17 protein-coding genes are annotated in these 17558 nt (G+C 72.3%); 11 read left to right on the plus strand and 6 right to left on the minus strand.

Going from position 1 to position 17558, the window contains the following annotated elements:
* Positions 1 to 136 precede the first annotated feature (136 nt).
* The 6 genes from rpsB (at position 137) to ACSP97_RS25500 (ending at position 6032) form a co-directional block, all read left to right on the plus strand.
* The gene (rpsB, locus tag ACSP97_RS25475; RefSeq protein WP_440554398.1) at positions 137 to 1027 is read left to right on the plus strand and encodes a 30S ribosomal protein S2; all 891 of its coding nucleotides are present in this window, start codon (positions 137 to 139) and stop codon (positions 1025 to 1027) included.
* Between the two features lie 159 nt (positions 1028 to 1186).
* Positions 1187 to 2023 (plus strand): translation elongation factor Ts, encoded by an 837-nt coding sequence (gene tsf, locus ACSP97_RS25480; RefSeq protein ID WP_070022276.1) that lies wholly within the window; start codon positions 1187 to 1189, stop codon positions 2021 to 2023.
* Between the two features lie 204 nt (positions 2024 to 2227).
* Positions 2228 to 2986: a UMP kinase gene (gene pyrH / locus ACSP97_RS25485; protein ID WP_070022275.1), complete on the plus strand. Its 759-nt coding sequence runs from the start codon at positions 2228 to 2230 to the stop codon at positions 2984 to 2986.
* Between the two features lie 184 nt (positions 2987 to 3170).
* Positions 3171 to 3728, plus strand: coding sequence for a ribosome recycling factor (gene frr, locus ACSP97_RS25490; protein WP_070022353.1), 558 nt, complete (start codon positions 3171 to 3173; stop codon positions 3726 to 3728).
* Positions 3729 to 3868: 140 nt separating this feature from the next.
* Complete coding sequence (locus ACSP97_RS25495; RefSeq protein WP_355152472.1) at positions 3869 to 5098, plus strand: phosphatidate cytidylyltransferase; 1230 nt, start codon at positions 3869 to 3871, stop codon at positions 5096 to 5098.
* Positions 5099 to 5252: 154 nt separating this feature from the next.
* Positions 5253 to 6032, plus strand: a complete 780-nt coding sequence (locus tag ACSP97_RS25500) for a VOC family protein (protein ID WP_440554401.1) — start codon at positions 5253 to 5255, stop codon at positions 6030 to 6032.
* Positions 6033 to 6087: 55 nt separating this feature from the next.
* Here the strand turns inward: ACSP97_RS25500 and ACSP97_RS25505 are convergent, their stop codons facing one another.
* The gene (locus ACSP97_RS25505) at positions 6088 to 7128 is read right to left on the minus strand and encodes an NAD(P)-dependent alcohol dehydrogenase (protein WP_355152333.1); all 1041 of its coding nucleotides are present in this window, start codon (positions 7126 to 7128) and stop codon (positions 6088 to 6090) included.
* Between the two features lie 120 nt (positions 7129 to 7248).
* A complete protein-coding gene (locus ACSP97_RS25510) occupies positions 7249 to 7710 on the minus strand; it encodes a MerR family transcriptional regulator (protein ID WP_358273584.1) in 462 nt (153 codons plus the stop codon).
* A 120-nt stretch (positions 7711 to 7830) separates the two neighbouring features.
* Here ACSP97_RS25510 and rlmN point away from each other — a divergent pair, with 120 nt between their 5' ends.
* From rlmN to ACSP97_RS25535, 5 genes are all read left to right on the plus strand, one after another.
* The gene (gene rlmN, locus ACSP97_RS25515) at positions 7831 to 8937 is read left to right on the plus strand and encodes a 23S rRNA (adenine(2503)-C(2))-methyltransferase RlmN (RefSeq protein WP_355152335.1); all 1107 of its coding nucleotides are present in this window, start codon (positions 7831 to 7833) and stop codon (positions 8935 to 8937) included.
* 202 nt (positions 8938 to 9139) lie between these two features.
* A complete protein-coding gene (locus ACSP97_RS25520; protein ID WP_440554404.1) occupies positions 9140 to 10210 on the plus strand; it encodes a thiamine ABC transporter substrate-binding protein in 1071 nt (356 codons plus the stop codon).
* 47 nt (positions 10211 to 10257) lie between these two features.
* Positions 10258 to 11859 (plus strand): ABC transporter permease, encoded by a 1602-nt coding sequence (locus ACSP97_RS25525; RefSeq protein WP_355325496.1) that lies wholly within the window; start codon positions 10258 to 10260, stop codon positions 11857 to 11859.
* The gene (locus ACSP97_RS25530; RefSeq protein WP_440554406.1) at positions 11859 to 12893 is read left to right on the plus strand and encodes an ABC transporter ATP-binding protein; all 1035 of its coding nucleotides are present in this window, start codon (positions 11859 to 11861) and stop codon (positions 12891 to 12893) included. Before ACSP97_RS25525 ends, ACSP97_RS25530 begins: the two co-directional genes overlap by 1 nt.
* A 9-nt stretch (positions 12894 to 12902) precedes the next feature.
* Positions 12903 to 13700, plus strand: coding sequence for a maleylpyruvate isomerase family mycothiol-dependent enzyme (locus ACSP97_RS25535; protein ID WP_355152337.1), 798 nt, complete (start codon positions 12903 to 12905; stop codon positions 13698 to 13700).
* 53 nt (positions 13701 to 13753) lie between these two features.
* On the opposite strand, the gene ACSP97_RS25540 is transcribed toward ACSP97_RS25535, so the two are convergent.
* From ACSP97_RS25540 to ACSP97_RS25555, 4 genes are all read right to left on the minus strand, one after another.
* Entirely contained in the window at positions 13754 to 14878 is a 1125-nt protein-coding gene (locus tag ACSP97_RS25540) for an LOG family protein (RefSeq protein ID WP_440554408.1), read from the minus strand.
* Between the two features lie 21 nt (positions 14879 to 14899).
* On the minus strand, positions 14900 to 15307 hold the full coding sequence (locus ACSP97_RS25545; RefSeq protein ID WP_355152339.1) for a VOC family protein: 408 nt from the start codon (positions 15305 to 15307) through the stop codon (positions 14900 to 14902).
* A 96-nt stretch (positions 15308 to 15403) separates the two neighbouring features.
* Positions 15404 to 16693 (minus strand): hypothetical protein, encoded by a 1290-nt coding sequence (locus ACSP97_RS25550; RefSeq protein WP_358677941.1) that lies wholly within the window; start codon positions 16691 to 16693, stop codon positions 15404 to 15406.
* On the minus strand, positions 16675 to 17415 hold the full coding sequence (locus ACSP97_RS25555) for an ABC transporter ATP-binding protein (RefSeq protein WP_355152341.1): 741 nt from the start codon (positions 17413 to 17415) through the stop codon (positions 16675 to 16677). The genes ACSP97_RS25550 and ACSP97_RS25555 overlap by 19 nt, the downstream gene beginning before the upstream one ends.
* Positions 17416 to 17558 lie beyond the last annotated feature (143 nt).

The following is a 17558-nucleotide window of genomic DNA, read 5'->3' on the forward strand; positions in this document are numbered from 1 at the left end:
CACGCCCCGGTACGGCATCCGGAAACGGTTCGTACCAAGCGCCTCTCGGTCCTTCGCGGCACGGCGCGCACGGGCGTCAGGCGCGACCGCCGTCCGGCGGACGCGGCACAACCGAGAAACTCAAGGAGATACGGCCATGGCCGTCGTCACGATGCGGGAGCTGCTGGAGAGCGGCGTCCACTTCGGTCACCAGACCCGTCGTTGGAACCCGAAGATGAAGCGCTTCATCTTCACCGAGCGCAACGGCATCTACATCATCGACCTGCTCCAGTCGCTGTCGTACATCGACCGCGCCTACGAGTTCGTCAAGGAGACCGTCGCCCACGGCGGCACGGTCATGTTCGTCGGCACGAAGAAGCAGGCGCAGGAGGCCATCGCCGAGCAGGCCACCCGCGTCGGCATGCCCTACGTCAACCAGCGCTGGCTGGGCGGCATGCTCACCAACTTCTCGACCGTCTACAAGCGTCTGCAGCGCCTCAAGGAGCTGGAGCAGATCGACTTCGAGGACGTCGCGGCCTCCGGTCTGACCAAGAAGGAGCTGCTGGTCCTCTCCCGCGAGAAGGCGAAGCTGGAGAAGACCCTCGGCGGTATCCGCGAGATGCAGAAGGTGCCGAGCGCCGTCTGGATCGTGGACACCAAGAAGGAGCACATCGCCGTCGGCGAGGCCCGGAAGCTGAACATCCCGGTCGTCGCGATCCTCGACACCAACTGCGACCCCGACGAGGTCGACTACAAGATCCCGGGCAACGACGACGCGATCCGCTCCGTCACCCTGCTCACCCGTGTGATCGCCGACGCCGTCGCCGAGGGCCTCATCGCCCGTTCCGGCGTGGCCGCCGGTGACAAGGGCGAGAAGGCCGCGGGCGAGCCGCTCGCCGAGTGGGAGCGCGACCTGCTCGAGGGTGAGAAGAAGGACGAGGCCCCCGCCGCCGAGGCCCCCGCTGCCGAGGCCCCCGCCGCCGAGGCGCCGGCCGCCGAGGCCGCCCCGGCCGAGGACGAGAAGGCCGCCGAGGCCGAGCAGGCCTGACCTGCCGCGTCAGCGTTCGACAGTGGGGGCGGTGCCATCAAGTCCGCCCCCGCTGTTCACCCGTAGGTCGGCAGGACGTACGCGGTCCGCGTCCACATGCGGAACGCACACCGTACCGACCTGAAGATCTCCCAGACTTCGAGAAAGACTCACAGACTCATGGCGAACTACACCGCCGCCGACGTCAAGAAGCTCCGTGAGCTCACCGGCGCCGGCATGATGGACTGCAAGAAGGCGCTGGACGAGGCCGAGGGCAACGTCGACAAGGCCGTCGAGGCGCTTCGCATCAAGGGCCAGAAGGGCGTCGCCAAGCGCGAGGGCCGCTCCGCCGAGAACGGCGCCGTGGTCTCCATCATCGCCGACGACAACTCCTCCGGTGTCCTGGTCGAGCTGAAGTGCGAGACGGACTTCGTCGCCAAGGGCGAGAAGTTCCAGGCCGTGGCCAAGGCCATCGCCGAGCACGTCGCCAAGACCTCCCCGGCCGACCTGGAGGCCCTGCTCGCCTCCGAGATCGAGGCCGGCAAGACCGTCCAGGCGTTCGTGGACGAGGCCAACGCCAACCTCGGCGAGAAGATCGTCCTGGACCGCTTCGCGCAGTTCTCCGACGGCTACGTCACCGCCTACATGCACCGCACCATGCCCGACCTGCCCCCGCAGATCGGTGTCCTGGTCGAGCTGGACAAGCCGAACGCCGAGATCGCCAAGGGTGTCGCGCAGCACATCGCCGCGTTCGCCCCGAAGTACCTCTCCAAGGAGGACGTCCCGGCCGAGGTCGTCGAGTCCGAGCGTCGCATCGCCGAGGAGACGACCCGCGCCGAGGGCAAGCCCGAGGCCGCCCTGCCGAAGATCGTCGAGGGTCGCCTCAACGGCTTCTTCAAGGACGCCACGCTGCTCGGCCAGCCGTACGCGCTGGACAACAAGAAGTCGGTCCAGAAGGTGCTGGAAGAGGCCGGTGTCACCCTGAAGCGCTTCACGCGCATCAAGGTCGGCATCTGAGTCCGTACCGCGATCGGCGCGCGACCCGCGGAGAAATCCCGATAGGGTCGACAGCAGCCGCCCGCGCACACCGCCACACCCGGGTGCGAGGCGGACGGCAGCAGATCTGACGAGGAGGCCATTGCCGCGTATGGGAGCGAAAAGCGACCCCACCGGCAATGGCCTTCTTCGTATGTGCAACACGTGAAAGAGGCGGGATCTCCCATGACCGACAAGGCCCAGAAGAGCGACGACGGCAAAGTACGCGGCCGGTTTCTGCTGAAGCTGTCCGGAGAGGCCTTCTCCGGCGGTGGCGGCCTGGGCGTCGACCCGGACGTGGTGCACAAGATCGCCCGCGAGATCGCGGCCGTGGTGCGGGACGGCGCGCAGATCGCGGTCGTCATCGGCGGCGGCAACTTCTTCCGCGGCGCCGAACTCCAGCAGCGCGGCATGGACCGCGCCCGCTCCGACTACATGGGCATGCTCGGCACCGTGATGAACTGCCTCGCCCTCCAGGACTTCCTGGAGAAGGAGGGCATCCAGTCCCGGGTCCAGACCGCCATCACCATGGGCCAGGTCGCCGAGCCGTACATCCCGCTGCGCGCCGTGCGCCACCTGGAGAAGGGCCGCGTGGTCATCTTCGGCGCCGGTATGGGCATGCCCTACTTCTCCACCGACACCACCGCCGCCCAGCGCGCCCTGGAGATCGACGCCGAGGCGCTGCTCATGGGCAAGAACGGTGTGGACGGGGTCTACGACTCCGACCCCAAGACCAACCCCGACGCCGTCAAGTTCGACGCCCTCGGCTACGGCGAGGTCATCACCCGGGACCTGAAGGTCGCCGACGCCACCGCCATCACGCTGTGCCGCGACAACAGGCTCCCGATCCTCGTCTTCGAGCTTCTCGCGGAGGGCAATATCGCCCGTGCCGTCAAGGGTGAGAAGATCGGCACGCTGGTGGGTGACCAGGGCAGCCGGGACTGACCGGCACGCCCCCCGTCGCCCGGGTACGGCACCTGTCCGAGGGACGGACGGGACGCACCTTGGCCGGGGGATGGACAATGTCCTGCCGGTCGGGAACCGTGCAGGAAGAAGACGCGACGCAGCCGGCCGCCGAACCACCGAGGAACCGCAGCCGGGCCTTACTCAAGACACGCAGGAGCAAGTGGTGATCGAAGAGACCCTCCTCGAGGCCGAGGAGAAGATGGAGAAGGCCGTCGTGGTCGCCAAGGAGGACTTCGCCGCGATCCGCACCGGCCGTGCGCACCCGGCGATGTTCAACAAGATCGTGGCCGACTACTACGGTGCCCTGACGCCGATCAACCAGCTGGCCTCGTTCTCCGTGCCGGAGCCGCGGATGGCGGTCGTCACGCCGTTCGACAAGAGCGCGCTGCGCAACATCGAGCAGGCGATCCGCGACTCCGACCTGGGCGTCAACCCCAGCAACGACGGCAACATCATCCGAGTGGTGTTCCCCGAGCTGACCGAGGAGCGCCGCCGCGAGTACATCAAGGTCGCCAAGACCAAGGGCGAGGACGCGAAGGTCTCGATCCGCTCCGTGCGCCGCAAGGCCAAGGACGCTCTCGACAAGATGGTCAAGGACAAGGAGACCGGCGAGGACGAGGTCCGCCGTGCGGAGAAGGAGCTCGACGACCTGACGGCGAAGTACGTCGCCCAGGTGGACGAGCTCCTCAAGCACAAGGAAGCGGAGCTGCTCGAAGTCTGATGAGCGACTCTTCCTGGGGGGCGCCGCCGACGGCGGGGCAGGCCGACTACTGGGGGCCCACCGACGGTGGGCCCGTCCAGGGCGGGGCCGCCCCGGCGGGTCCCGCGTACGATGCGCCCGAGGCGCAGCAGACGCGCCCCATGCCCATCGTGCCCGACGTACCCGCGTATGGCGGAGACCAGGACGACGACCGGGGGGCCGCTCGGCTGAGCGGTCCCTTGTTCCGGGACGAACCGCAGCCGCAGTACGGAACACCACCGCAGTACGGCGCGGAGCCCCCCTACGGGACGCAGCCGCCGTACGAGCAGCAGCCCGGGTACGGCACCCCGCACCCGTCGGCACCGCCGCAGCCGTACGACCCCCACGGGACGCAGTCCCCGCCGGGAGCGCAGCCGGCGTACGAGCCGCGGCAGCAGCCGCACGGCGACCCCGGGGCCCCCTACGGCACGCGTCAGCCCCCGTACGGGACGCCCCAGCCGCCCCCGGCCCCGAGCCCGATCCAGAATCCGGAGCCCATGCCCGACGCCCCGCAGCAGCAGCCGCCGGCGCCGCAGAAGAAGAGCGCGGGCCGGGACCTGAGCGCGGCCATAGGGGTCGGCGTCGGGCTCGGCGTGGTGATCATCGCGTCGCTGTTCATCGTCAAGGCCGTCTTCGTCGGCGTGATCGCGGTCGCGGTCGTCGTCGGCCTGTGGGAGCTGACCAGCAGGCTCCAGGAGCGCAAGGAGATCAAGGCGCCGCTCGTGCCGCTCGCGGTCGGCGGCGCGGCGATGGTGGTCGCCGGCTATGTGCGCGGCGCCGAGGGCGCCTGGGTCGCCATGGCGCTCACCGCGCTCGCGGTCCTGGTCTGGCGGATGACGGAGCCACCCGAGGGCTACCTCAAGGACGTCACGGCCGGTGTCTTCGCGGCGTTCTACGTGCCGTTCCTGGCCACGTTCGTCGCGCTGCTGCTGACCGCCGACGACGGCCCCTGGCGGGTCCTGACCTTCCTGATCCTCACCGTGGTCAGCGACACCGGCGCGTATGCCGTCGGCTGGCGCTTCGGCAAACACAAGCTCGCCCCGCGGATCAGCCCCGGCAAGACCCGGGAGGGTCTGTTCGGCGCGGTGCTGTTCTCGATGGTCGCGGGCGCGCTGTGCATGCAGTTCCTGATCGACGGCGGCAGCTGGTGGCAGGGTCTGCTGCTGGGTCTCGCGGTCGCGGCCAGCGCCACCCTGGGCGACCTCGGCGAGTCCATGATCAAGCGCGATCTGGGCATCAAGGACATGGGCACGCTGCTGCCCGGTCACGGCGGCATCATGGACCGGCTGGACTCCCTGCTGCCCACGGCCCCGGTGGTCTGGCTGCTGCTGGTCCTCTTCGTCGGCTCCTGACCGCCACGCCACACCCGAACGGGCCCCCGTCCTCGAATCGGACGGGGGCCCGTCGTCGTCCTCCCGCCCACGAGAGGCGGGGGACCGGGTTCGGCGACACGATGGTGAGCAGAGTGGCCCCTGGCCCGGCGGCCCCAGCGAGGGAGTGCGAGAGATGCCCGAAGTCACCGAGCCGTACCCGACCGGCACCCCGTGCTGGGTCGATCTGATGACGCCCGACCAGCAGGCCGCGCTGGACTTCTACCGCGACCTGCTGGGCTGGCAGGGCCAGGTGGGCCCGGCCGAGTACGGCGGTTACGCGGTGTGCGAGCTGCACGGCAGGCCCGTCGCCGGCATCGCCCCGCAGCACGCGCCCGAGGGGGCGCCGCAGCCGCCCACCGTGTGGACGTGCTACCTGGCCACGACGGACGCTCAGGCCACCCAGGACGCGATCGTCTCCGCGGGCGGCACGCTGCTCGTCCCGGTGACGGACGTCGGCGGGCTCGGCCGGATGCTGATCGCCGCCGATCCGCAGGGCGCGGTCTTCGGCGTCTGGCAGCCCGGCGAGTTCTTCGGCGCCGGGGTGGTCAACGAGCCCGGCGCGCTGATCTGGAACGAGCTGCACACCAGCGACGTGCCCGCCGCCACCGGCTTCTACGGCGAGGCGTTCGGCATCGAGATCATGCCGATGGAGGGCACGGACTCCTACTGGGAGCTGCGGGTCGGCGGCCGCACGGTCGGCGGCGCCACCCGGCTGGCCGAGGACCCGCCGGGCACCCCGCCCCACTGGCTGACGTACTTCGCGGTCGACGACGTGGACTCCACGGTGGACGCGCTCGTCAAGCGCGGCGGCACGGTCCTCGCCCCGCCGTTCGACATGACGGCCGGCCGGATGACCGTGGTCGCCGACCCGCACGGCGCCCCCTTCGCCATGATCAGGCCGGCCCCGCGGTGACGCGCCTGCGGCCCCGCGGCTCGAGCGGGGCCGCAGGGCGCTGCGCGCCGGCCGGTCAGGCGAGGGTCTTGACGTCGATGACGAAGCGGTAGCGCACGTCGGAGGCCAGCACCCGCTCGTACGCCTCGTTGATCTTGTCGGCGGGGATCACCTCGACCTCGGCGCCGATGTTGTGCTCGGCGCAGAAGTCGAGCATCTCCTGGGTCAGGGCGATGCCGCCTATCAGCGATCCGGCGAAGGAGCGGCGGCCGCCGATCAGCGACATGACGTGCACGCTGAGCGGCTCGGCCGGCGCACCGACGTTGACCAGCGTGCCGTCGACGGCGAGGAGGCCGAGGTAGGCGTTGAGGTCGATGGCGGCGCTGACGGTGTTGACGATGAGGTCGAAGCGGCCGGCGAGCTGCTCGAAGGTGTCGGGGTCCGAGGTGGCGTGGTAGTGGTCGGCACCGAGGCGGAGCCCGTCCTCCCGCTTCTTCAGCGACTGCGACAGCACGGTCACCTCGGCGCCGAGGGCGTGGGCGATCTTGACGGCCATGTGGCCGAGCCCGCCGAGCCCGACGACGGCGACCTTCTTGCCGGGGCCGGCGCCCCAGCGGCGCAGCGGGGCGTAGGTGGTGATGCCGGCGCAGAGCAGCGGCGCGGCGGCGGCCGCGTCGAGGCTCTCGGGGACCGACAGGACGTAGTCGGCGTCGACGACGACGTGGGTGGAGTAGCCGCCCTGGGTGGTGGTGCCGTCGCGGTCGGTGCCGGCGTACGTGGAGACCATGCCCTTGACGCAGTACTGCTCGTCGCCGGCCAGGCAGTTGGCGCACTCGCCGCAGGAGTTGACCATGCAGCCGACGCCGACGCGGTCGCCCACGCGGTGCCTGGTGACGGCGGATCCGGCCTCGGTGACGATGCCGACGATCTCGTGGCCGGGCACGACCGGGAAGGGCTGCGGCCCCCAGTCGCCGTTGACGGTGTGGATGTCGGAGTGGCAGATGCCGGCGTACTCGATCTCGATCAGTACGTCGTTGGGTCCGACGTCGCGGCGCTCGATGGTGGTGAGGGCCAGGGGCCGGCCGGCGGCGGGTGCGGCGTAGGCGTTGACGCGCATGAAGAAGGGTTCCTTCGTCTTCGGTGTCGTGGGGGTGTGTGAGTGCTCACGCGGCGGCGACCCGCGTCGGGCGAGCAGCCGGGGCGGATCCGGGCGGCCGGTGGGCGGCGCGCGACAGGGCTACTGCTTCCTGGCCCGCTTGAGTTCGTCGGCGAGCGTGCGCGCCTGCTCCGACAGCGTCCGGGCGCGGGCGTCGTCGCCCGACCGGACGGCTCCCCAGTAGTCGATCTTCAGGCGGACGTACCGCTGACGCAGGGCGATGTACTCGGCCTCGCGGGCCAGCCGCCGCTCCTGCTGCGCGAGCAGCTCGATCTGCTCGCCCGCGGCGGCGGGCCCCAGCCGCCCGTTCGCCACGTACTGCCGCATGTCGCTCACCGACATGCCGGTGGCGGCCAGGCAGGCGACCCACATCAGCTGGTCCAGGTCGTCCTCGTCGTAGATCCGGTGCTTGCTGCTCGCACCGCGACTGATCGGGGCGATCACCCCGATCGACTCGTAGTAGCGCAGCGTGCTGGCCGGAAGCCCGGTCAGGACGGCCACTTCCTTGATCGTGTATGTGCGCTGGGCGGTTGGTGCACTCACTTCATCGACCGTAGGAACTTCAAGTACTCGAAGTCAAAAAGCCGCGGCACCCCGCCCGCGGCGGCCCCGGCGACCGGCGGCCCCGGGCCACCCCGATGGATCTGCGACACTGGTACCACCATGCCCAAGCCCGGAGAACTCACCTTTGTCGCGCCGCGCGGAGCCAAGAAGCCGCCGCGGCACCTTGCCGATCTCACGCCTGCCGAGCGCAAGGAAGCGGTGGCCCAGACCGGTGAGAAGCCGTTCCGTGCCAAGCAGCTGTCGCAGCACTACTTCGCGCGGTACGCGCACGACCCGGAGCAGTGGACGGACATTCCGGCCGGCTCGCGGGAGAAGCTGCGCGAGGCGCTGTTCCCGGAGCTGATGACCGTCGTCCGGCATCTGTCGACCGACGAGGGCACCACCCGCAAGACGCTGTGGAAGCTGTTCGACGGCACCCTCGTGGAGTCCGTGCTGATGCGGTACCCGGACCGGGTGACCATGTGCATCAGCTCGCAGGCGGGGTGCGGGATGAACTGCCCGTTCTGCGCGACCGGGCAGGCGGGGCTGGACCGGAACCTGTCCACCGCGGAGATCGTCCACCAGATCGTGGACGGGATGCGCGCGCTGCGCGACGGGGAGGTGCCCGGCGGGCCCGCGCGGCTGTCCAACATCGTCTTCATGGGGATGGGGGAGCCGCTCGCCAACTACAAGCGGGTCGTCGGAGCCATCCGCGCGCTCACCGATCCGGCGCCGGACGGGCTCGGGCTGTCGCAGCGCGGGATCACCGTCTCCACCGTCGGGCTGGTGCCGGCCATCCACCGGTTCGCCGACGAGGGCTTCAAGTGCCGGCTGGCCATCTCGCTGCACGCCCCCGACGACGAGCTGCGCGACACCCTGGTCCCCGTGAACACGCGGTGGAAGGTGCGCGAGGTGCTGGACGCCGGGTTCGAGTACGCCGAGAAGAGCGGGCGCCGGCTGTCGATCGAGTACGCGCTCATCCGCGACATCAACGACCAGGCCTGGCGCGGCGACCGGCTCGGCAGGCTGCTCAGGGGCCGGCCCGTGCATGTGAACCTCATTCCGCTGAACCCCACTCCGGGCTCGAAGTGGACCGCCTCCCGGCCGGAGGACGAGAAGGCCTTCGTCGAGGCGATCGCCGCGCACGGTGTGCCCGTCACCATCCGGGACACCCGCGGACAGGAGATCGACGGGGCGTGTGGTCAGCTCGCGGCCACCGAGCGGTAATCTGGGCCCGTTCCATCACATCTTCATATTCCGACAGGGGAGCGCCACAGCGCTGAGAGTGCGGCACCAGGCCGCAGACCCTCTGAACCTCGCCCAGGTCATTCTGGGTAGGAAGTTCGGTCACTACTCAAGCTGTTGCGCCCTGTCCGGACATTCCGGACAGGGCCGCGTTCTTCCTGGCCAACCCCAGGAGGACCATCAAGTGCACAAGAAGACCTTCGTGGCCGCGGCGGTCGGGCTCGGCCTGGTCACGCTGTCCGCGTGCGGCTCGACCGGGCAGAGCGCCGCGGACTCCAAGACCGTCACGCTCGTCAGCCACGACTCGTGGGCCGTGTCCAAGAGCGTGCTCAAGGACTTCGAGAAGCGGTCCGGGTACAAGGTCCGCGTCCTCAAGGACGGCGACGCCGGACAGGCCGTCAACAAGGCCATCCTGACGAAGGACAACCCCCAGGGCGACGTCCTCTTCGGCGTCGACAACACTCTGCTGTCCCGCGCCCTCGACAACGGCCTGTTCCAGCCGTACACCGCCAAGGGCCTGGACAAGGTGGGGGCACAGTTCCAGCTCGACCAGGGCAGGCACCGGGTCACCCCCGTCGACTACGGCGACATCTGCGTCAACTACGACAAGGCCTACTTCGACCGGCACCACCTGACGCCGCCGCGGTCCTTCGCCGACCTCGCCGAGCCCCGGTACAAGAACCTCCTCGTCACCGAGAACGCGGCCACCTCCTCGCCCGGCCTCGGCTTCCTGCTCGGCAGCGCCGCGCAGTTCGGGGACCAGGGGTGGCCGGGCTACTGGAAGAAGCTCAAGGCCAACGGCGTGAAGGTGGTGGACGGCTGGGAGCAGGCCTACTACCAGGAGTTCTCCGGGTCCGCCGAGGGCAGGAAGGCCGGCGGCGACCGGCCGCTCGTCGTGTCGTACGCCTCCTCGCCGCCCGCCGAGGTGATCTACGCCAAGAAGCGGCCCGCCACCGCACCGACCGGCGTGGTGAGCGGCACCTGCTTCCGGCAGATCGAGTTCGCCGGGCTGCTCGCCAACGCCAAGAACCCCAAGGGTGCCAAGGCGTTCCTCGACTTCCTGGTCTCCAGGGAGTTCCAGGAGGACATGCCGCTGAACATGTTCGTCTACCCGGTCGTGGCCGGCGCCAAGGTGCCCGCCGACTTCACCGAGTACGGTCCGGCCGCCCGGCACCCCGAGACCATGGCGCCCGACAAGATCGCCGCCAACCGTGATCAGTGGGTCAAGGCGTGGACGTCGCTCGTACTGAAGTGACCACCCGCGGGCGGGGCTCGCGCGGGAGCGCGGCGCGGCTGGGGCTGCTGGCCCTGCCCGTCGCGTTCTTCGCCGTGTTCTTCGCCTGGCCCGTCGCCGCGATCGTCGCGCGCGGGCTGAGGACCGACGGCGGCTGGCGGTTCGGGCGGATCGCGGACGTGGTCGCCCAGCCGGACATCCGGCACGTGCTCTGGTTCACCTGCTGGCAGGCGCTCGCCTCCACCGCGCTCACCCTGCTGCTCGCGCTGCCCGCCGCGTTCGTCTTCGCCCGCCTCGACTTCCCCGGCAAGCAGGTGCTGCGGGCCGTCGTCACCGTCCCGTTCGTGCTGCCCACCGTGGTCGCCGGCAGCGCCTTCCTGGCGCTGGTCGGCCACGGCGGGCTGCTCGACCAGCTGTGGGGCGTACGGCTGGACACCACGGTGTGGGCGATCCTGCTCGCGCACGTCTTCTTCAACTACGCGGTGGTCGTACGGACCGTGGGCGGGCTCTGGGCGCAGCTCGACCTCCGGCAGGAGGAGGCCGCTCGGATGCTCGGCGCCTCACCCCTGCGGGCGTGGCGCCAGGTGACGCTGCCCGCCCTCGCGCCCGCGGTGGCCGCCGCCGCGCTGATGGTCTTCCTGTTCACCTTCACCTCCTTCGGCGTGGTCCAGATCCTCGGCGGTCCCGCCTTCTCCACCCTCGAAGTGGAGATCTACCGGCAGACCTCCGAGGTGTTCGACCTGTCCACGGCCGCCGTCCTCACCCTCGTCCAGTTCGCCGCGGTCGGCGCGATCCTCGCCGTGCACGCCTGGACGGTGCGGCGCCGCGAGACCGCCCTGCGCCTGGTCGACCCGAAGGTGACCGCCCGTCGGCCGCGCGGCGCCGGACAACGGGCGCTGCTCGCCGGTGTCCTCCTCACCATCGCGCTGCTCCTGGTGCTGCCGCTCGCCGTGCTGGTCCGGCGCTCCCTGGACGCCCCCGGCTTCGGCTACTACCGGGCGCTGACCCGCACCGACGGCGGTACGTTCCTGGTGGCGCCGGTGCACGCGGTGTGGACCTCGCTCCAGTACGCCGTCGCCGCCACGGCCATCGCCGTGGTCGTCGGCGCCCTCGCCGCCGCGGCGCTGGCCCGCCGGGACGCCGGCCGGCTGGTGCGGGGCTTCGACGCGCTGCTGATGCTGCCGCTCGGCGTCTCCGCCGTGACCGTCGGCTTCGGCTTCCTGATCGCCCTCGACAAGCCGCCGCTGGACCTGCGCCAGTCCTGGATCCTGGTGCCGCTCGCCCAGGCCCTGGTCGGCGCCCCCTTCGTCGTGCGCACCATGCTGCCGGTGCTGCGCGCGGTGGACGTGCGCCTGCGGGAGGCCGCGGCCGTGCTCGGCGCCTCGCCCTGGCAGGTGTGGCGGGAGGTCGATCTGCCGCTGGTGCGGCGGGCGTTGCTGGTCGCGGCCGGGTTCGCGTTCGCCGTCTCGCTCGGTGAGTTCGGGGCGACCGTGTTCATCGCCCGGCCCGACAACCCGACCCTGCCGGTCGCCGTGGCCCGGCTGCTCAGCCGCCCGGGCGACCTCAACTACGGCCAGGCGATGGCCCTTTCGACCATTCTGATGGTGGTGTGCGCCGCCGCCCTGCTCGTCCTGGAGCGGCTGCGCACCGACCGGACGGGGGAGTTCTGATGCTGAGTCTCCAGGGCGCGACGGTGCGCTTCGGCGGCCGGGCCGTGCTGGACGCGGTGGACCTGGAGGTCGCCGAGCACGAGGTGGTGTGCGTGCTCGGGCCGAGCGGCAGCGGCAAGTCCACCCTGCTGCGGGTGGTGGCCGGGCTCCAGCCCCTGGACGCCGGGCGGGTGTCGCTCGCCGGCCACGACCAGGGCGGGGTGCCGGCACACCGGCGGGGCGTGGGCCTGATGTTCCAGGACCATCAGCTCTTCCCGCAGCGGGACGTCGGCGCCAACGTGGCCTTCGGGCTGCGCATGCAGGGCGCGGCGAAGGGCGAACGGGACAGCCGGGTCGGGGAGTTGCTGGAACTGGTCGGGCTGCCCGGGGCGGCCCGGCGGGCGGTGGCCGGGCTGTCCGGCGGCGAACAGCAGCGCGTCGCCCTCGCCCGCGCGCTCGCCCCCCGGCCCCGGCTGCTGATGCTGGACGAACCCCTCGGCCAGCTCGACCGCTCGCTGCGGGAACGGCTGGTCGTCGAACTGCGGGAACTCTTCGGCCGGTTGGGTACGACCGTGCTGGCCGTCACCCACGACCAGGGCGAGGCGTTCGCGCTGGCCGACCGGGTGGTGGTGATGCGCGACGGGCGCGTCGCGCAGTCCGGTACGCCCCTGGAGGTCTGGCAGCGGCCCGCCGACGCGTTCGTGGCCCGCTTCCTCGGCTTCGAGAACGTGACGGAGGCGACCGTCGCCGGAACCGTCGCCGACAGTCCCTGGGGCAAGCTGCCGGTGCCCGAGGGCGCGCCGCAGGGCAGCCGGTCGCTGCTGGTGCGGCCCGCCGGGGTACGGCTGACCGCGGCCGACGCCGGACTGCCCTGCACGGTGACCGCCCGCACCTTCAAGGGCACCCATGTGGCCGTGCGCCTCCAGCCCGAAGGCGGCGGCCCGCGCCTGGAGGCGGCCTGCGCGCTGCGGGACGCGCCGGCGGCCGGTGACGTGGTGGGCGCGGAGTTCGACGCGGCCGAAATCGTCGTGCTGGGGTGCGGGTCCGCCCCCTAGGGTGAGCCCATGACGTATCTCGCTCACGAACGTTACTGTGCCGAAATCGCCCACCAGGTAAGCCAGTTGAGGGAGCTGGCCACCTCCGGCGCCGATCTCGCGGCCCGCGTGCCGACCTGTCCGGACTGGTCGCTGGAACAGCTGGTGCGGCACATGGGCGGCGCCCTGCGCTGGGCGGGCACGATGGTGCGGGCGCAGGCCCAGGAGATGATCCCGACCGACCAGGTCCCGCTCGGCGGCGGTCCCGAGGCGCAGGGCGACCCGGCGGCGCTGGACGCCTGGCTGGCCGAGACCGGGGAGCTGGTCGTCGGCGCGCTGCGCGAGGCGGGCCCCGAGACCAAGGTGTGGACCTGGACCGGCGTGCACACCAGCGGATTCTGGGCCCGCCGGATGGCCCATGAGATCACCGTCCACCGCGCGGACGCCGCGCTCACCGTCGAGGCGCCCTACGAGGTGGCGCCCGACATCGCCGCCGACGCGCTGGACGAGTGGCTGGAACTGGTGGAGTGGGTACGGCGCACCGGGGCGCGCGAGTGGGCCGCGGAGCTGCGCGGGCCGGCCCGCAGCATCCATCTGCACGCCACCGACGCCGACCCGGCGCTGCACGCCGAGTGGCTGGTCGAGGTCGGCGACGAGGGCGTGTCCTGGCGGCGCGGCCACGAGAAGGCGACGGTCGCCCTGCGCGGCCCGCTGACGTCCGTGCTGCTCGCCTTCTACCGCAGGCTGCCGCTGGACACGCCCGGCTTGGAGGTCGTGGGCGAGCGCGAGGTGCTGGACCTCTGGCTGGAGCACGCCAGCTTCGGCTGAGCCGGCGTACGACGGCGGGCCCGCCTCCGGTCCTCCCAAGGCGGGACCGGCCGTCATCCCCCCAGTCGCAGGAGCGCGTCGGGCGCCTCGTCGATGCTGTCCACGAGGGCGATCCGGGACTCCAGCGCCCGCCCCGCGGCGAGGGAGCGCAGCAGCGGCCAGGCCGGCAGCTCCCGCGTCCAGTGGTCCCGGTCCACCAGCACCATCGGCCTCGGCTCGCCGCGCGACTCGTAGTAGTTCGGCGTCGCGTTGTCGAAGATCTCCTGCACCGTCCCGGCGGCGCCCGGCAGGAAGACCACACCGGCGGTGGAGCGGGCCAGCAGGCCGTCCTCCCGGGTGGCGTTGGCGAAGTACTTGGCGATGTGCGCGGCGAACGGGTTCGGCGGCTCGTGGCCGTAGAACCAGGTCGGAATGCCCACCGAGATGCCGCCGCCGGGCCGGCGGGAGCGGACCTCGAAGCCCGCCCGCGCCCACTCGGTCACCGACGGCCGGAACGAGGGCGCCTTGGCGAGCAGCACCAGCGCCTCCTCCAGCATGGAGTCCGCGAACGGGGCCGCGTAGGCGCCCAGGTTCGCCGCCTCCATCGCGCCGGGGCCGCCGCCGGTGGCGACCGTGAACCCGGCGCGGGCCAGCGACCGGCCCAGGCGGGCGGCACCGGCGTACTCGACCGAGCCGCGCTCCGTCGCGTGGCCGCCCATCACGCCGACCACCCGGCAGCCGTCGAGGATCTCGTCCAGCGCGTCGGAGACCGCGTCGTCGTGGATCGCGCGGAGCATCGAGGCGAAGACGTCACCGTCCCCCGTCGTCCGCCGGAACCAGGCGTGGGCCCGCGCGTCCGGTGTCGCCTCGTACCCCTCTTCCAGCGACGCGAACAGCTCCTCCGGCGTGTACGGGCGGCCCCGGTACGGGTCGAAGGGCAGGCCGGGTACGGGCGGGAACACCAGGGCGCCGGCCGCCCGGACCCGGGCGGCGGCCTCCGGCGCCATCGGGCAGCCCAGGAAGACGGCGTCCGCGGTGTCGAGGCGCAGCAGCGCGCTCGTACGGTCCGTCAGGTCCACGGCCTGGACGCGGTATCCGGCGAGCGAGCCGCGCTCGGCGGCCACCCGGTCGAACGCGGCGAGCGAGGCGATCTCACGGCCGCGGGCGGCGCGGGGCGGCGGGGCGGGTGTCGGGTGCACCCGCCCATGCTAGGGAGCGGGTCAGCCTTCGATCGCGGCCGGGTCCATCCACATGATCTCCCAGGTGTGGCCGTCGAGGTCGTCGAAGGCGCGGCCGTACATGAAGCCCTGGTCCTGGGTGGGGCCGCTCTCCGTGCCGCCCGCCGCGAGCGCCTTGCCGACCAGCTCGTCGACCTTCTCGCGGCTGTCCGCGCTCAGACAGATCAGCACCTCGCTGGTGGTCGTGGCGTCGGCGATCTCCTTCTTGGTGAAGGTGGCGTAGAACGGCCGGGTGAGCAGCATCGCGACGATGGTGTCGCTGATCACGACCGAGGCGGCGTTCTCGTTGCTGAACTGCGCGTTGATCGTGTAGCCCAGCTCGGTGAAGAACTTCTTCGAGGCGTCGAGGTCGTTCACGGGCAGGTTCACGAAGATCATCTGCTGGGACATGGAGTCTCCCGGGTCGCACGTTGTTCGATTCGCAGGGGTAGACACCCGGCCGCGACGGAACTCATCGGTGCTCGGGAGATTTTCTGCCGCGGTTTCTCAGTGGGTCAGCGGGAAGGCCGCCAGCACGGCGATCGCCAGGGTGAGCGGGGTGAACAGGACCAGCAGGGCGAACGCGCGCAGGGCGGCGGCGCCGCGCAGCACCGTGGTGGGCGCGCCGAGGCGCAGCAGGGCGTCCGTCGTCTCGGCGCGGCCCTGGCGCGCCTCCACCGCCGAGGTCAGCAGGGTGGCGACGGCGCAGCCGGCGACGACCAGCGCGCCGAGGGCGCTCAGCGGGCCGAAGGCCCGGGCGGGGGCGTCGTACAGGGTGGTCGTCGCGTAACCGGCGGCGGCCACCGCGCACACCACGCCGAGCGGACGGCCGATCCTGGTGGCCTCCGCCATCAGGACGCGTCCCGCGAGCAGCCGGAGGGCGCCGGGGCGGGCGCACTGGAGGAGGCGGCCGCACAGGTGGGTGAGGCCGGGGGCGGCGAGGACGAGGCCCACGGCGGTGAGGACCCAGCCGAGCAGGACCGTTACGGCCTCGCCGGGGAGCGTGGCGAGGGTGGGGGCGTGCGCGGGGGCGGTGCGGCCGGCGTACGCCTGGGCGGTGAGGCCGGCGGCGAGCAGGGCGACGGCCCAGGGCAGGCCGGGCAGCACGGCCTTGTCGGCCAGGGTGGGGGCAGGCGCGGGGGCTTCGGGGCCGGCCGGGTCGGCCGGTGCCGGGGAGGCGCCCTCCGCGGGGCCCGGCGCCGGCACGGTGGCGCCGCCGGTGCCTGCCGGCGGCGCGGACCGGCCGAACGGCAGGTACCTGCGCTGCGGCCGGCGCACCGGCTGCGGGTCCCTGGGCCGCAGGACCACCGCGACCGCCGCCGTGGCCACCACCGGTACGACCGCCAGCAGGGTCAGCACGGCGGGCAGCGGCAGGGGCTCGCCGGCCGCCACGAACGCGGCCCCCGCACCGGCCGGCCGCGTGCCCGGCAGATCGCCGCGCAGACGGAGGAAGAGCAGGAGGGCCGCCGCGGAGCCGAGGGCGGTGGCGAGGGCCGTGGCCAGACAGGAGATCGCCATCAGCCGGGCCGGGCCGAGACCGAGGGCGGACAGGCCGGGGCGCGGCCGGGTGCCGGGGTCGGTGCGGGCGACCGCCAGCGCGAGGTACACCGTGGCGGCGACCGGCACCGCGCACCAGGCCAGCCGCTGCGCCCCCGCGCCCGCCGTGCCGGGGTGGTGCAGGGCGTAGCCGAGGCAGGACAGCAGCAGGAACCCGGTGCCCGCCGAGGCCGCCGCCACCAGCAGGCGGCGCAGCTGGACGGCGGGCCGGGCCGCTCGGGTCAGACGGAGATCGAGCACGCGGCCCGGCCTTCCGCGTCCGGGACCTCCGGCAGATGTACGGTCCGCACCGGCCGCCCGTCCAGCAGGTTCACCGTGCGGTCGGCGAGCGCGGCCGTCTCGGGGTCGTGGGTGGCGAGGACCACGGTGATGCCGTGCGAGCGGGCGGCGCTGGTCAGGGTGCGCAGCACATGGCCCCGGTCGGCGCGGTGCAGCGGGGCGGTCGGCTCGTCGGCGAACAGCACCGTGGGCGCGGGGGCCAGCGCGCGGGCGATCGACACCCGCTGGCGTTCGGCCTGCCGCAGCCGGTGCGGGCGCTTGCGGGCGATCTCGCCGACGTCCAGCCGCTCCAGCCACTCCAGCGCGGTGGCCTTGGCCCGGCGGCGGCTGGTGCCGCGCAGCATCAGCGGCAGCGCGGCGTTCTCCCAGGCGTTCAGCTCGGGCACCAGGCCCGGTTCGGGGCCGATCCAGCAGAAGCGGTCCCGGCGCAGCCGCTCGCGGGCCGCGGGGCCGAGGGTGTGCAGGGGGGCGCTGTTGAACCACACCTCGCCCTCGCGGACCGGCACCAGCCCGGACAGACAGCGCAGCAGGGTCGTCTTGCCGCTGCCGCGGGGGCCGTTGACGGCGAGGATCTCGCCCTCCCGTACGGCGAGCGAGACCCCGGCGAGTCCGGGGGAGCCGTCGGGGTGCGTGAAGTGCAGGGAGCGTGCCCACAGCACGTCGTTGTCCGGCGGAGCCTCCATGGGCGTACACCTCGGTTCTGATCCGTTTTCCCGTGCCTGTTCCCCCGTACGGGGGAACGAAGGCAGGGCCGATCGGTCACTGGAACGCTAGGCAGCCGCCGCACGGTGGCCGGACAGCACACGGCCCCGGGCCGCCGTTCTCA

The sequence above is a fragment of the Streptomyces sp. SCPE 10 genome, from assembly GCF_051980735.1.
Classification (GTDB): Bacteria; Actinomycetota; Actinomycetes; order Streptomycetales; family Streptomycetaceae; genus Streptomyces; species Streptomyces misionensis.